Source organism: Paracoccus sp. UBA889 (assembly GCA_002294185.1).
GTDB lineage: Bacteria > Pseudomonadota > Alphaproteobacteria > Rhodobacterales > Rhodobacteraceae > Paracoccus.
Genome location: DBFD01000052.1, coordinates 15,547 through 30,280, shown reverse-complemented (window position 1 = coordinate 30,280; position 14,734 = coordinate 15,547). Strand labels below are relative to the sequence as shown.

At 66.2% G+C, this 14,734-nt stretch carries 14 protein-coding genes; 5 read left to right on the top strand and 9 right to left on the bottom strand.

The window, feature by feature from the left end; all coding sequences use genetic code 11:
- The 5 genes from B4L36_RS11130 to B4L36_RS11110 form a co-directional block, all read left to right on the top strand.
- A partial coding sequence (locus tag B4L36_RS11130) for an acyl-CoA dehydrogenase family protein (protein WP_292956910.1) occupies positions 1–837 on the top strand: 837 nt, incomplete at its 5' end.
- Positions 838–841: 4 nt separating this feature from the next.
- Complete coding sequence (locus tag B4L36_RS11125; protein WP_292956907.1) at positions 842–1,849, top strand: enoyl-CoA hydratase/isomerase family protein; 1,008 nt, start codon at positions 842–844, stop codon at positions 1,847–1,849.
- Positions 1,846–2,715 carry a 3-hydroxyisobutyrate dehydrogenase gene (gene mmsB, locus B4L36_RS11120; protein ID WP_292956904.1) on the top strand — a complete coding sequence of 290 codons (870 nt, stop codon included), beginning with the start codon at positions 1,846–1,848 and terminating at the stop codon, positions 2,713–2,715. Before B4L36_RS11125 ends, mmsB begins: the two co-directional genes overlap by 4 nt.
- 101 nt (positions 2,716–2,816) lie before the next feature.
- Positions 2,817–3,122, top strand: a complete 306-nt coding sequence (locus B4L36_RS11115) for a hypothetical protein (RefSeq protein ID WP_292956901.1) — start codon at positions 2,817–2,819, stop codon at positions 3,120–3,122.
- Between the two features lie 204 nt (positions 3,123–3,326).
- Positions 3,327–3,641 carry a hypothetical protein gene (locus B4L36_RS11110; protein WP_292956898.1) on the top strand — a complete coding sequence of 105 codons (315 nt, stop codon included), beginning with the start codon at positions 3,327–3,329 and terminating at the stop codon, positions 3,639–3,641.
- 8 nt (positions 3,642–3,649) lie between these two features.
- Here the strand turns inward: B4L36_RS11110 and recN are convergent, their stop codons facing one another.
- The 9 genes from recN to B4L36_RS11065 all read right to left on the bottom strand — a co-directional run.
- Positions 3,650–5,296, bottom strand: a complete 1,647-nt coding sequence (gene recN, locus B4L36_RS11105; RefSeq protein WP_292956895.1) for a DNA repair protein RecN — start codon at positions 5,294–5,296, stop codon at positions 3,650–3,652.
- A gap of 39 nt (positions 5,297–5,335) precedes the next feature.
- Entirely contained in the window at positions 5,336–6,187 is an 852-nt protein-coding gene (locus B4L36_RS11100; RefSeq protein ID WP_292956892.1) for an outer membrane protein assembly factor BamD, read from the bottom strand.
- A gap of 161 nt (positions 6,188–6,348) precedes the next feature.
- Positions 6,349–7,284, bottom strand: coding sequence for a UDP-3-O-acyl-N-acetylglucosamine deacetylase (gene lpxC / locus B4L36_RS11095; RefSeq protein ID WP_292956889.1), 936 nt, complete (start codon positions 7,282–7,284; stop codon positions 6,349–6,351).
- Positions 7,285–7,514: 230 nt separating this feature from the next.
- On the bottom strand, positions 7,515–9,128 hold the full coding sequence (gene ftsZ, locus B4L36_RS11090; RefSeq protein ID WP_292956886.1) for a cell division protein FtsZ: 1,614 nt from the start codon (positions 9,126–9,128) through the stop codon (positions 7,515–7,517).
- A gap of 222 nt (positions 9,129–9,350) precedes the next feature.
- Positions 9,351–10,685, bottom strand: a complete 1,335-nt coding sequence (gene ftsA, locus B4L36_RS11085; RefSeq protein ID WP_292956883.1) for a cell division protein FtsA — start codon at positions 10,683–10,685, stop codon at positions 9,351–9,353.
- Between the two features lie 6 nt (positions 10,686–10,691).
- Entirely contained in the window at positions 10,692–11,648 is a 957-nt protein-coding gene (locus B4L36_RS11080) for a cell division protein FtsQ/DivIB (RefSeq protein ID WP_335661652.1), read from the bottom strand.
- Positions 11,636–12,571 carry a D-alanine--D-alanine ligase gene (locus tag B4L36_RS11075; RefSeq protein ID WP_292956880.1) on the bottom strand — a complete coding sequence of 312 codons (936 nt, stop codon included), beginning with the start codon at positions 12,569–12,571 and terminating at the stop codon, positions 11,636–11,638. Before B4L36_RS11075 ends, B4L36_RS11080 begins: the two co-directional genes overlap by 13 nt.
- A gap of 159 nt (positions 12,572–12,730) precedes the next feature.
- A complete protein-coding gene (gene murB / locus B4L36_RS11070; RefSeq protein ID WP_292956877.1) occupies positions 12,731–13,663 on the bottom strand; it encodes a UDP-N-acetylmuramate dehydrogenase in 933 nt (310 codons plus the stop codon).
- 189 nt (positions 13,664–13,852) lie between these two features.
- Positions 13,853–14,734 (bottom strand): multicopper oxidase family protein (locus B4L36_RS11065; RefSeq protein WP_292956874.1); only part of this gene is annotated, 882 nt, incomplete at its 5' end.

Below are 14,734 nucleotides of genomic sequence, written 5' to 3'. Positions count from 1 at the left end.
GAAACGAAGGCCCGCTGGCTGCCCGGGCTTTGCAGCATGGAGACCATCTTCAGCTATTGCCTGACCGAACCCGGCAGCGGATCGGACGCGGCGGCGCTGCGGACACGCGCCGATCGCACGAACGAGGGCTGGCGGCTGAACGGCACCAAGGCCTTCATCTCGGGCGGCGGCTATTCCGACGCCTATATCGCCATGGTTCGCACCGGCACATCAGGCCCGCGCGGCATCAGCGCGGTGATCGTCGAAAACGGATCTTCCGGTCTGTCCTTCGGATCGCTGGAGGACAAGATGGGCTGGCGCGCGCAGCCGACCACGCAGGTCCAGTTCGACGATTGCCTGGTGCCGGCGGACAACCTGCTGGGCGAGGAAGGCCGCGGCTTTGCCTATGCCATGGCGGGACTGGATGGCGGGCGGCTGAACATCTCGGCCGGGGCGCTTGGCGGGGCGCAGGCGGCGCTGGACGCAACGATGGCCTATATGGGTCAGCGGACAGCCTTCGGTCAAAGCCTCGACCGGTTCCAGGCGCTGCAATTCCGCCTGGCCGAGATGGAGACGGCCCTGCAATCGGCACGCATCTTCCTGCGCCAGGCGGCCTGGAAGCTGGATCAGCAGGCACCGGATGCGACCAAGTTCTGCGCCATGGCCAAGCTGCTTGTGACCGACCGCGCCTTCGAAGTCGCCAATCAATGCCTGCAGCTGCATGGCGGCTACGGCTATCTGGCCGATTACGGGATCGAGAAGATCGTGCGCGATCTGCGGGTGCACCAGATCCTTGAAGGCACCAACGAGATCATGCGACTGATCGTCTCACGTGCCATGCTGGCCGAACGGGGGTAAGGCTTTGGACGATCTGAACATCCGCAAACGCGACCACGCCGGCCGGATCACCTTGACCCGGCCGCGGGCGCTGAACGCGCTGACCCACGAGATGGCGGTGGCGATCCGCACCGCTCTGGAAGACTGGCGCGACGACGCGGACGTCGATCTGATCATCATCGATGCCGAAGGCGATCGCGCCTTCTGCGCCGGCGGCGACATCGCCGCGGTCTATCGCGCCGGCCTGCAAGGCGATCACCGGACGGGCCGCGAGTTTTTCCGCGACGAATACCGGATGAATGCCGCCATTGCGGATTATCCCAAACCTGTCGTCGCCTTCATGCAGGGCTTCGTGATGGGCGGCGGCGTTGGCGTCGGCGGCCATGCGGCCCACCGGATCGTGGGCGACACGACCCGGATCGCCATGCCCGAATCCGGAATCGGGCTGATCCCCGATGTCGGCGGCTCCTGGCTTCTGGGCCGCGCACCGGGAAGGATCGGCGAATATCTGGCCCTGACCGGCGACCGGATGGGCCCCGGTGACGCGATCCATGCGGGTTTCGCCGACAGCTACCTGCCCGAGGCGGAATGGCCTTCCCTGATCGAAGATCTGGAACGGACCGGCGATGCGACAAGGATCGTGGGCGTGGCGCCGCCCTCTGCCCCCCTGGCCCGTCGCGACCTGTCGGCCTTCGGCGAGCGCCGCGTCGGCGACATCGCGGCCGCCCTGGAAAAGATCGGTCAGGAGGATGCGCTGAAACCGATCCGCCGCAACTCTCCCCTGTCGATGGCGGTCGGCCTGGCGCTGGTTCGGACCTCGCGCGGCGACAGGCGGATGCAGGATTCGCTGAGCCGCGAATACCGGTTCACCTATCGCGCGACCGAGGAAAGCGATTTTCTGGAGGGCGTGCGCGCGCAGATCATCGACAAGGATCGCGATCCGAAATGGGCCGCCGATGCGTCGGATGCGCATGTCCAGGCGCTGATGGCGCCGCTGGGGGATGAGGAACTGATCTGGGAGGAAGGATCATGAAAATCGGATTCATCGGGCTGGGCAACATGGGCGCGCCGATGGCCGCCAATCTGGCCGAGGCCGGACATGAAGTGGTGGGTTACGACACCGCCGCCCCCGAACCGGCCGGCGTCATCGCCGCCGCCAGCGCAGCCGAGGCCGTGCGCGGCGCGGAGGTGATCATCACCATGCTGCCAAATGGTGCGATCCTGCGATCCGTCGCCGATCAGGTCATCCCCGCCATGCAGCCGGGCGCAGTGTTCTGCGACTGCTCGACGGTGGATGTGGACAGCGCCCGCGCGGTGGCCGATCAGGCCCGCGCTGCGGGACTGGGCGCGCTGGATGCGCCGGTCTCTGGCGGGATCGGCGGCGCGCAGGCGGGCAGCCTGACCTTCATGGTCGGCGGCGATGACGCCTCGTTCGCCCTTGTCCTGCCGCTGTTCGAGGTCATGGGCCAGAAGATCGTCCATTGCGGGCCATCGGGGGCGGGACAGGCCGCCAAGATCTGCAACAACATGATCCTCGGCGCGACGATGGTCGTCACCTGCGAGGCCTTTGCGCTGGCCGACCGTCTGGGTCTGGACCGGCAGAAGATGTTCGATGTGGTCTCGACCAGTTCTGGCTATAGCTGGTCGATGAACGCCTATTGCCCCGCCCCCGGCATCGGCCCGAATTCACCCGCGGACAACGATTACCGGCCGGGCTTTGCGTCCGAATTGATGCTGAAGGATCTGGATCTTGCCCGCAAGGCGGCCGTTTCCGTGAAGGCCGCCACGCCGATCGGATCGCTGGCGCGTGATCTTTACGATTCTTTCGTCCATGACGGCGGAGGTCGTGGCCGTGACTTTTCGGCAATTCTGCAACGCTTCGAGGAAAAAGACCGCTGATGGCCGGCCGGATGCAGGAACCGCGTCCGCAAGGCGGAACCCGCGCGCGCGTGATCGGTTTACCCCGCCGATGACGAAAAGACAGCCTGGACAGCGAAACAATGGGAACCATCAAGATCGGCGTGATCGCAGCCCTCGGGATCGCGCTGGCAGCCAGCCTTGGCGCCATCCTGCCCACGGGGGCTCGGCCCGTGCCTGCCGTCCAGGCCGAGGAAGCCGCGCTTCGGGTGGGTGATATCGTGCCCCGGGCAAAAGCGGCGATCGTCACCGAACCCGGTTTCTACGGTCTGGGCCGCGATGTCCCGGGCAGCCGTTATGCGATCGTCGAGGGAAAGCTGGTCCGTCTCGATGCGAAGAATTTCCGCATATTGTCCGTGCTGCGGCAAGAAGCCGCAGCCTCTCGCTAGCCGATCCCGTCCTGCGGCGTTTCCGATGGCGGACGGGAACGGAACCGGAAACCCCGATGAACGGTTGAGCGAGATGTCAGGGAATTTCGCATGACAACCGCTCGACATCTTATCGCAGCCATAACCGCTCTGGGCATCGGATTGCTGCCCCTTGCGGCCACCGCCAATCCCGGAAGCGGATTCAGGAAGACGCAGAAGGGCGTCATGAGCCGACACGTCCCGGCGCTGATGAAAGGGAACCGTGCACAAGTGGTCTATGCGCAGAACTGCCCGCCCGGTCTGGCCAAAAAGTCACTGCCCTGCATCCCGCCCGGTCAGGCGAAGAAGTCGCCGATCCGTGTGGGCGACGTCATCGACCTGGGATCGGTCCATGTCGTGACCCGGCCGGGGGCTTACGGGCTCAGCGTCCCGCCCGCGGGTGACAGCTATGCGATCGTGGACAAACGTCTGGTCAGGGTCGATTCCGACAGTGGCAAGATCCTGTCGATCCTGCGGCTGATTGACGCAATTCTGGACTGATCCGCGGGCTATCCGCCCAGCAATTCCCGCGCCGCTTCCGAGGCGGCGCGCGTCACCCTGTCCCCCGACAGCATCCGCGCGATTTCGGCCACCCGCGCCTCGGGGTCCAGCGCCTCGACATCCGAGGTCGTCATCCCCGCCGAGACCGATTTCGCGACCCTGAAATGCGACGCACCCAATGCCGCGACCTGCGGAGAATGCGTCACCACAAGCACCTGCGCATCCTCGGCCAAACGCTTCAGCCGGCGGCCGACGGCGTCGGCGGTCGCCCCCCCGACGCCGCGGTCGATCTCGTCAAAGATCAGCACCAGCGCCTCGTTTCCGCGCGCCAGGCAGACTTTCAGCGCCAACAGGAAGCGTGACAATTCGCCGCCCGAGGCGATCTTGTCCAGCGGCCCCGACGGCGCGCCGGGATTGGTGGCGACGGTAAATGCCACCAGGTCCAGCCCCTCCGGTCCCGGCTCGGCCCGGGACAGCCGGGTTTCAAAGACCGCGCGTTCCATCTTCAGCGGCGCCAGTTCCGCCATTACTGCCTGGTCGAGCCTCCGGCCCGCCTCGCACCGCGCCGCCGACAGGGCCTCGGCCGCAACCTGATAGGCCGCCTCGGCTGCCTCGGCATCCCTGCGCAGGGTCGCGATGGCCATCTCCCCGGCGTCGATCCCCTGCAGCCGGGCGCGCAGATCCTCGGCCAGCCCGGCCAGATCGTCGGGCAGGACGTCATGCTTGCGCGCCAGTCCGCGCAGCGCGAAAAGACGCTCTTCCGTTGCTTCCAGGGCGGCGGGCTGAAATTCCATCGCGCTCAGCGCGTCCTCGACCCCGCGATACGCCTCGCCCAGTTCGGTCAGGGCCCGCGACAATGCCGCAAGAGGCGGATCCAGCCGTCCATCGGCCCGGTCGGCGGCACCCTCAAGCCAGCGTCCCGCATCCAGCATCGCACCCTCGGCACCTTCCGGCCCCAGCATCTGCAGGGCGCGGGACACATCGCCACCGATCCGCTCGGCCGCCTGCATGGCGCGGCGGCGGGTATCCAGTTCCGCCTCTTCGCCCGGCTGCGGGTCCAGCCGGTCCAGTTCGGCAACCGCGTGGCGCAGGAAATCCTCTTCGGCGCGGGCCGCAGCAAGCTGCGCCTCGGCCTCCTGCAATCGCCGGGCGGCGACGCGGCGCAGCGACCAGGCCTGACGGATGCCCGACTGATCCAGCCCGCCAAAGGCGTCCAGCATCGCGCGGTGGCCGCGCGGGTTCAAAAGGCCGCGGTCATCATGCTGTCCGTGCAGCTCCACCAGCGCCTCGGACAAGCGCCGCAGCACGTCGCCCGAAACGCGGCGGTCGTTCACGAAGCCGGTTTTGCGTCCGTCACCGCCATTCACCCGCCGCAGGATCAGTTCGTCATCGTCAATCTCGATCCCCGTCTCGGCCAGCACCGCGCGGGCGGGGTGTGCGGCGGGCAGATCGAAAACCGCCGTGACTTCGCCCTGCGCGGCCCCCTGTCGCACCAGATCGGCGCGACCGCGCCAGCCCAGGACGAACCCAAGACAATCCAGCAGGATGGATTTTCCCGCCCCGGTCTCGCCGGTCAGGACATTCAGGCCGGGACCGAATTCCAGCGCCAGCCGGTCGATCAGCAGCATGTCCCGAATGTCCAGCGATCGCAGCATGGCAATCGTCGGCCGCGCCTCAGCGCAGCCTCCCCCTGGTCACAACCATCTGCCCTGGATCATCTGGCGATAGACATTGGTCAGCCAGCTTTCGCCCCGAGCCTCGGGCGACAGGCCCCGCCCGCGAAGCTGCGCGAAGGCATCCTCGTAAAAGGGCGATGACTTGAAGTTGTAGCCCAGGATCGCGCCGGCCGTCTGCGCCTCGTCATAAAGGCCAAGCGCCAGATAGGCCTCGACCAGACGCAGCAGCGCCTCGGGCGTCTGGGCCGTGGTCTGATATTCCTCCACGACAACGCGGAAGCGGTTGATCGAGGCCGGGTAATACCCGCGCTTGAGGTAATAGCGCCCGATCTCCATCTCTTTCGCGGCGAGGTGATCGAAGGCCAGGTCGAATTTCAGCATCGCGCTGCGGGCATATTCGCTGTCGGGATATTGCTCGATCACATCACGAAGCGCCTGCAGGGCCTGGAAGGTCAGCCCCTGGTCGCGACCGACCTCGTCGATCTGGTCATAATAGGACAGGGCCAGCAGATATTTCGCATAGGCCGCATCTTCGTCGCCGGGATAGGTGTCGATGAAACGCTGGGCCGCACCGCGGGCCTCTTCGTAATTCTTGGCGCGGTGATTGGCGTAGGCCTGCATGATCAGCGCCCGCTTGGCCCATTCCGAGTAGGGGTAAAGCCGCTCGACCTCGGAGAAGTAGAAGACCGCGTCCTTGGCCTTCCTCGTGTTCTCCAACTCGTATTCGCCGCGCTTGTAGATCTGTTCGGCGGTAAAGCTATCCAGGTTGCGCTTGTCGCCATCCGACCCGCCAAGAGAAGAACAGCCGGCCAGCGTCACGCTTGCCAGGACCGCAGCCAAGATCGAAGCCGAGATTTTCGAGCGCGCCATCTTCACCCTGCCATTCCATTCTGCTGTGCGGCCGACCGTCCATGGCGGGGCTGCCGGCACCTCGTAGCACAGAACATCAGGGGGCGCAAAATGGCAATCCGTTGAATTCCGCGCGTGAATTGAGGCGCGACCGGCGACGGCAAGACCGCCGCCGCGGGGCCTCACAAAACGGCCACGACGCCGATTCCCGCATCTACGCCATAGGCTGCCACGCCCGCGCCGGGAAGGCGATTTTCCAACGCCGGATCGCAATCTTCCCATGTCCAGGCGGTGGGATCGGCAAACAGCGCCCGCAGCAGCCGGTTGGTCATCGCATGACCCGCACGATGTCCGGTATAGCGCGCCAGCAGGGGCGCACCTGCCAGCGCCAGATCGCCCATCGCGTCCAGCATCTTGTGGCGCACCGCCTCGTCGGCATGGCGCAGACCGCCCGGCGACAGGATGTCGGCCCCGTCCACGACGACCGCGTTCAGGTAGCTGCCGCCGCGCGCCAGCCCGTTCCGGCGCATCGCCTCGACGTCGGATTGACGACAGAAGGTGCGGCTGTCGGCCAGTTCGCGCAGAAAGGCGCCATTGGCCATGTCCAGACGCTTTTCCTGGCGGCCGATCGCGGCGTCCGTGAAGTCGATCTGGAACTCGATCTCCAGATGGTCGGCGGGCGACAGCCGGGCAAATGCCTCGCCCTCGCGAACCTCGACCGGGCGCAGAACGCGGATCGCGCGCAGCGGAGTGTTCTGAAGGGCAATCCCGGCCCGAAGAATGGCGCGGACAAAGGGCGCGGCCGAACCGTCGAGGATCGGCACTTCGGGGCCGTCAACCTCGATCAGCAGGTTCTGGATGCCGGTCCCGACCAGGGCCGCCATGACATGTTCCACCGTGGACAAAGTCACGCCGCCCTCGCCTTCCAGCAGGGTGCACAATTTCGATGGGATCACATTGTCCCACCGCGCCGGGATGTCTCGCGCCGTGGCCAGGTCGACGCGGCGAAAGACGATTCCGTGGCCCGCGGGGGCAGGATGCATTTCCAGACGTGCCGGGGCGCCGGAATGCAATCCGACACCATCCAGTCTTACCGTCTTCTTCAATGTCGCCTGCATGGTTCTGCCTGCCCGATCATTCCTGTTCCGAAATCGTGCGTTCCGGTGCAACTTCAGCTAGGCCCAGCCGCACGGGCGTTCAATTAACGAATTGTAACCGCCTGAAACATTCACCGCGCGGAAAGAGACAATCATCGCGCGAAATGGCGTAACGTTCTGACAAAAAACTAAAAAGGGCCGCCATGCGCGGCCCTTTCAAGGGTGAGGTCGTGACGAATTCGTGAATGGGCTCAGTTGGCCTGGCGGCGCAGGAAAGCGGGAATCTCGACATCATCCTGGGCGCTGTCGGGGCTGGCCAGATCATCGAAATCGGCATCCTGCTGGCGGGCGCGGGCCGCGACGCGGTCGCTGACACGTTCCGCGATCGAGGACGCGGCGGGTTTCGAGGCGCCGCCCTGTTCGCCGTGCCCGGCCATGCGTTCCAGCATCCTGCCCAGTCCGGCCATGCGGCTTTGGCCGCGCGCCGCGTCCTGATGCTGGGGTTGCTGCGCGGCGGCCTGCTGGGCCCTGCGTTCGCCACCATGGGCGACCGCCTTTCGCAGACGATCCAGAACCTCGGGCGCCGGCTCGCCGCGGGCTGGCGTCGAGGCCGCGCGCGGGGCAAAGAAGCTTTCGGAAGGCTCGTCGATCCGCACGGCGGCAGGGCGGGCCGTGGGCCGGGGCTGATAGGCCGGTTGCGGCATATCTTCCGTGGCCTGCGGTGCCGGTGCCGGCGCCGGATTGCGTGCCTCGACCGGTGCGGCCGTGCGGCGCGGCGGCACCGATTCCTCAGCCTCGGCGGCGGGTTCTTCCTTGCGGGTCATGGTTGGGTTCTGGGTCAGCGGTTCGGCCATCGAACGGCGCGGGGCCGGCGCTTCGGCAGCCGCGGCGGCCGCGGCGTCGATGCCGGTCGCCACGACCGAAACGCGGATCGAGCCATCCATGTCCGGGTCCAGGGTCGAGCCGACGATGATGTTGGCATCGCTGTCGACCTTGTCGCGGATCACGTTCGCGGCCTCGTCCAGTTCGAACAGGGTCATGTCATAGCCGCCGGTGATGTTGATCAGCACGCCCTTGGCGCCGTTCAGGCTGATCTCGTCCAGAAGCGGATTCGCGATGGCGCGTTCGGCGGCCTCCTGGGCGCGGTTCTCGCCCGCGGCCTCGCCGGTGCCCATCATCGCCTTGCCCATCTCGTCCATCACGGCGCGGACATCGGCGAAGTCGAGATTGATCAGGCCCGGACGGACCATCAGGTCGGTCACGCCCTTGACGCCCTGATACAGCACGTCGTCGGCCATCGCGAAGGCTTCGGTGAAGGTGGTCTTCTCGTTGGCCAGCCGGAACAGGTTCTGGTTGGGGATGATGATCAGCGTGTCGACGACCTTCTGCAGAGCCTCGACCCCCTCTTCGGCCTGGCGCATCCGCTTGCTGCCCTCGAACTGGAAGGGCTTGGTCACGACGCCGACGGTCAGGATTCCCATCTCGCGCGCGGCCTGGGCGATGATCGGGGCCGCCCCGGTGCCGGTGCCGCCGCCCATGCCGGCGGTGATGAAGCACATATGCGCGCCCATCAGGTGATCGACGATGTCCTCGATGGTTTCTTCGGCGGCCTTGGCGCCGATCACCGGCTTGGCCCCGGCGCCCAGACCCTCGGTCACCTTCGGACCCATCTGGATGCGGTTGTTGGCGCGCGATCCGGCCAGCGCCTGCGCGTCGGTATTGGCGACCACGAACTCGACCCCGTCGAGCTGCTTCTCGATCATGTTGTTGACCGCGTTGCCGCCTGCGCCGCCCACACCGAATACCGTGATGCGCGGCTTCAGTTCTTCTTCGTCGTTCATCATCAGATTGAGATTGAGATTCATGGTTTCCGCCTGTCTGTCGCTGATCGTTGCGGACGTGAACCGTCCGTTCGAATCCCCCGTATCAACTGCAATCGTAGCGATTGAACGCCCCCGCGTCACCCGAAAAAGGCGGAGGTACCGCAAAATCTGGCGGGGAACTCAACAGGTATCGGCGGTATCTTGCCATACACGCTGAATATGGTGGCGCCGGCCTGACGCCACACAAACGGAAAAATGTCGCAATCACCAGTTGTTGCGGAACCAGCGATAGGCCCGTCGCAGACTGCGGGCGGGATAGGTCTCGGCCGGCATCTCGAAATCCCACCATTCGTCCTGCGGATGGGCGGCGAACAGCGCCAGCCCGACCGCGCCGGAAAAGCTGGGATCGGTCAACTGATGCGCCAGCCCGTCGATTCGCAGCGGCCGGCCACAACGGATGTTCGGGCCCAGGATGCGCGCGGCCAGCCCGTCCAGGCCGGGAATCTGGCTGCCGCCGCCGGTCAGCACGATCTGCTGGCTGGGCATGAAGTCAAATCCAGCCGCATCAAGGACTTGCCGCACATGGACCAGAATTTCCTCGACCCTCGGACGCATCACTCCGATCACGTCCGCGCGGCTGACGACGCGGCGGTCGGCCTCCCAGTCGCCTGTCTCTCCGCCGACGGCAATCATGTCGCGGTCGTCGCGGCCGGTCGCCTCGACCCCGCCGTTCAGCGTCTTCAACCGCTCGGCCACCGCCAGCGGCACGCGCAGCCCCTGGACGATATCCTGTGTGATCAGGTTACCGCCAATCTGAACATTGTCCGAGAAGATCATGTGTTTCTTGATGAAAACAGATACGCCCGTCCCGCCCCCGCCAAAGTCGATACAGGCCGCGCCCAGTTCCTGCTCGTCCTCGACCAGCGCGGCCCGGGCCGAGGCATAGGCGGCCGAGGCGACCCCGGCCAGTTCCAGATCGCAGCGCCGGATGCATTGCACCAGGTTGCCGATCACGTCTTCATCCACGGTCAGCACATGCATGTCGCAGGCCAGGCGGTTGCCGACATGATCGCGCGGATCGGACAGCCCGCTGCGATTGTCCACGGCGAAATTCACCGGCTGCGCGTGCAGCACCTCGCGTCCGCGCCCGAAATCGGGGGTTTCGCAGGCCGCCAGGACCGAGGCCACGTCATGTTCGCTGACCTTGCCCGATTCCAGCACGATCTCGCCATCGAGCCCGTAGGATGCGGGCCGCCCGCCGGACATGCAGGCGATGACATGATCGACCCGGCAGCCGGCCACCTTCTGCGCGCCGGCCACCACGGTGCGGATCGCGCGCTCGGTCTCGGCCATGGTGTCGATTTCGCCCCGGCGCATCCCGCGAGAGCGCGTCGTCGCCGCGCCGATCACGCGGAAATTGGCCTGCCCCGCCATCGGACCCACGCCATCGACCTCGCGATCCGTTCCGGTGCCGTCGAATTTCAGAACGAGACAGGCGATTTTCGAGGTGCCTATGTCAAGGATGCCAACCACGCCCCGTTGCAATGCCGCCCGGCGGATGTTTCGCATCGCCCGCTGCGTCTGATACAATTCGACCATCGCCGCTCAGCCCCTCTTTCTATCGTCTTCGTCCAGAACATTGCCGTCCGGCCCCAGCAACGGCAGGCCGCGCGCCTTGCGGATCGAATTGCGCGCGTCGATCCCCAGCCGAAGCACCGGCCTCGAGGGGCTGCGCAGATCGACAACCTGGATGTCGCGGCCCAGCATGTCCTGCGACCGGTTCAGCGCAATGGCGGCCTGCAACGCGATGACCGCGCCTTCCTCGGGCAGCATGATGCGCTGGTTGTTGTCCAGCACCAGATCCCAGCGGCGTTCGCCGCGCCGCACCAGGCCACGCACCCGCGGCAGGATCGGTCCCGCCGCATCCAGCAGTTGCAGGGCCTCCTGGGTTTCCAGATCCGCCCCATCGCCGGCGATCAGCGGCAGATCGGGCCGCACATCGCGCGAGGTCACGCTGGCCACCCGATTGCCGGTCGCATCCAGAATGTCGATCCCGGCGGCATGGCGCCACAGCAGCGCGGGCACCCGCTCCTTGACGACGGCCGAGAGGATGCCGCCGGGCTTGATCCGCAGGTCGATGGATTCGACCGCGTCCAGTTGCATCACCTGAAGCCGCATCGCCGTCAGGTCGATATCGAAGCTGGAGGCCGGCAGATCGACCGGCAGCATCCCGCGCAGGGCCTTGTCCACGACGGGCGAGGCGCCTTCGATCGTCATCATGCGGACCTGAAATTCCTCGCGGCTCTGCACCTTGTCCACCAGCCCGGCGACGCCGGCGCCAAGCGCGGCGCGGCGATCCTGGTCCGACAGCCACAGGCCCGCCGTCATCGCGATCAGGAATGCCGGCACACCCACCCGGATCACCCGGCGATAAAGCGGCTTCAGCCACACCCGCTCCAGCCGGTATTGCAACCGCGACGGCGCGGGATCGCGCCTTTGCCGGGGCTGCGGCGGCGGCTGCAATTGCCGCTGCTGCGGACGATGATCGATCACGGCCGACACAGCGCATCCTCCACCATCCACCGCATCAGGGCGGGAAAATCGATGCCGGCATGGGCCGCCTGTTCCGGCGCCAGCGAGGTCGGCGTCATGCCGGGCTGGGTATTGACCTCCAACAGATACAGCCCGTCGCGGCCGCGGCTGTCATCCCAGCGGAAATCCGACCGGCTGAGGCCGCGACAGCCAAGCGCGCGATGCGCCCGCAAGGCGTAATCGAGGCAGGCTTCGGTGATGTCGGCGGGCAGATCGGCCGGAATTTCGTGGCGCGAGCCGCCGGGGCGGTATTTCGCATCGTAATCATACCAGCCCTCGGCGAAGATCTCGGTCACGGCCAGCGCGCGCTCGCCCATCACCGTGGTCGTCAATTCGCGGCCCGGTGCATAAGTTTCGACCATCACCCGTGCCGGCATCCTGTCGTCCAGCGCGGGTGGGCCATTGTTTTCCGACGCGATAATATAGACACCGACGCTGGAACCCTCGTCATTCGGCTTGACGACATAGGGGGCCGGCATGACGTGGCGGGCGCTGACATCGGCGCGTTCGGCGATCACGCTTTCCAGAACCGGCAGGCCGGCGGCGCGGAACGCATCCTTGGCCCGCGTCTTGTCCATCGCCAGGGCCGAAGCCAGCACGCCGGAATGGGTATAGGGCAGGTCCAGCCATTCCAGAACGCCTTGTGCGCAGCCATCCTCGCCCCAGCGGCCATGCAAGGCATTGAAGACGACATCGGGCCGCAGGCCATTCAGCCGCGTGGCGATCTCCGCCCCCGGTTCCGGCCCGAGCTCGACCTCGGTTACATCATAGCCCGCCACCCGCAACGCCGCCGCGCATTCGCGACCCGATGACAGCGACACCTCGCGCTCGGCCGAGGGTCCGCCCATCAGAACGGCTACGGTGTGGGCTGTCCTGCTCGACTTGCCCGCCACGCTTCTGCCTCTTGAGCCCGGTTGATCCGGGCCTGTCTTGATCGGCGCGGTCGGATTCTTCCCGATCTTGCGCCATGTCCGGACAGGATAGCCGCAAAGCACCCGCCGCAAAAGACAAATTTCGCGTTTCTCGTCAGAATGTTCGCTTGGGCTATGGTGTCAGGTTTCCGGCAGCGGCTCGCCCACGCGCATGACTTCCCATTGCAGATCGTGGCCGCTGTCCTCGCGAACGCGGCGGCGCACCAGTTCGCCCAGGGTTTCAAGCTCTGCCGCCGTGGCGCCGCCGGTGTTCAGCAGGAAATTGGGATGTTTCTCGGACATTTGCGCCCCGCCCCAGCTATGCCCGCGCAGGCCCGCCCGATCGATCAGCGTCCACGCCTTCAATTCGTGGCTGTCATCGGCGCGGCCGGTCGAGCTGAAACCGGCCGGATTGCGAAACGTCGATCCGGCGCTGCGGTCGCGGGTCGGCTGGGCCAGATCGCGCCTGGCGATCTGGTCGGCCATCTTCTGATGCAGCGCGTCGGGATCGGCCCGGTCGGCGCGAAAGCGCGCATCCGTCAGGATCCAGCCATCGGGCAGATCTGCATGACGATAGGCAAAGCCCAGATCCGCGGGCGTCAGCGTGACCTGGCGGCCCTCGCGGGTGACGGCACGGGCATCGATCAGGTGATCGGCGACATAGCTGCCATAGCAACCGGCATTCATGCGAACCGCACCCCCGATACTGCCGGGAATGGTGCGCAGGAAGGTCAGATCCAGCCCGGATTCCGCCGCCCGGCGGGCGACATGGGCATCCAGCGCGGCGGCGCCCGCGGTCACGATGTCGCCGTCGATGTCGATGGCATTGAACGCCCGGCCGAGACGGATCACCACCCCGCGAATGCCGCCGTCGCGGACGATCAGATTGCTGCCGACGCCGATCGGAAAGACCCCGATGCCCGGATCCAGGACAACCAGGAATTCCGCCAGATCCTGGGGATCGGCGGGCTGGAACAGCCATTCGGCGGGGCCGCCGACGCGCAGCCATGTCAGCCCGTCCAGAGGACGGTTCGGCGTCAGCGCGCCGCGCGGAGTGGGAAGATCGAGGCTCATGGCAAGGCTGGTAGCCAGCGCGCGCCATGGCGTCAATATCGGCCCGCGAATGCCCTTGCATCCGCGACTCCGGCCGGGCGGCGGATCGACGCCTGGTTCAGGATCGCGTTCGGATACGGTCCTGCCGCAACGGGATCCGGGTCGCCGCGGCCCAGGGCACGCACCTGCAGCCTCGCCCGTGCCGGTCCGTCAGAGATATCGCAGGGCCGTCATCATTCCCGCCTGCATGTGATACAGGTTGTGGCAGTGAAACGGCCAGTTCCCCGGATTGTCGGCGTCAAAGGCGATCGTCACGGATTCCATCGCCGGAACCAGCACCGTGTCACGCATGGCACCCGACAGTCTCGCGGGTCCGATGCCCACGACCTGGAAGTGATGACCGTGCAGATGCATCGGGTGCGACATCATCGTGCGGTTGCGGATGACGATTTCGACCCGTTCGCCCTGCTTCACCTCCAGCGGCGCGCGGTTCTCGAACGTCTTTCCATTGATGCCCCAGACATAGGGCTCCATGCTGCCGGTCAGATCGCAGGAAAGCGTCCGGTCGACGGTGCGCTTTTGCAGAGGTGTCTCAGCCAGAAGCTTGCGTTCCAGATCGAGAAGCACCGGGGGCGCGGTCCGGTCCGCCTGCGACGAGATCCGGTCTATCCTGGCGCCTTGCGTCGCGAGGATCAGCCCCGTCCGCGCCGTGTCGCCTTCGCGTTGCGCCAGGATCGGCAGAGCCAGCGCCGCGTCGGGAATATCGATTTCGATGTCGACGCGCTGCGCCATCGTCAGTTCGAAGCGCCGCCCGATGATGGGCCTGACCGGCATCCCGTCCACGGCGACCAGTCTGCCCCGAACCGCGCCGAGATCGATCCAGAAATTGGTCGATGACGCCGCGTTGATGACCCGCAGCCGGACCGGTGCGCCGCGATCGACGCGGATCACCTCGGGGTCTGACAGATCCCGATCGTTGACAAGGAAAGCGTCGAAGGAGATGTCGTTCAGATCCATCGGCATGTCGTCCTGATCCATGCCGGACATCGGCATCGTCATCGTCATGCCCATCGAATCCATGCCCTCCATGCC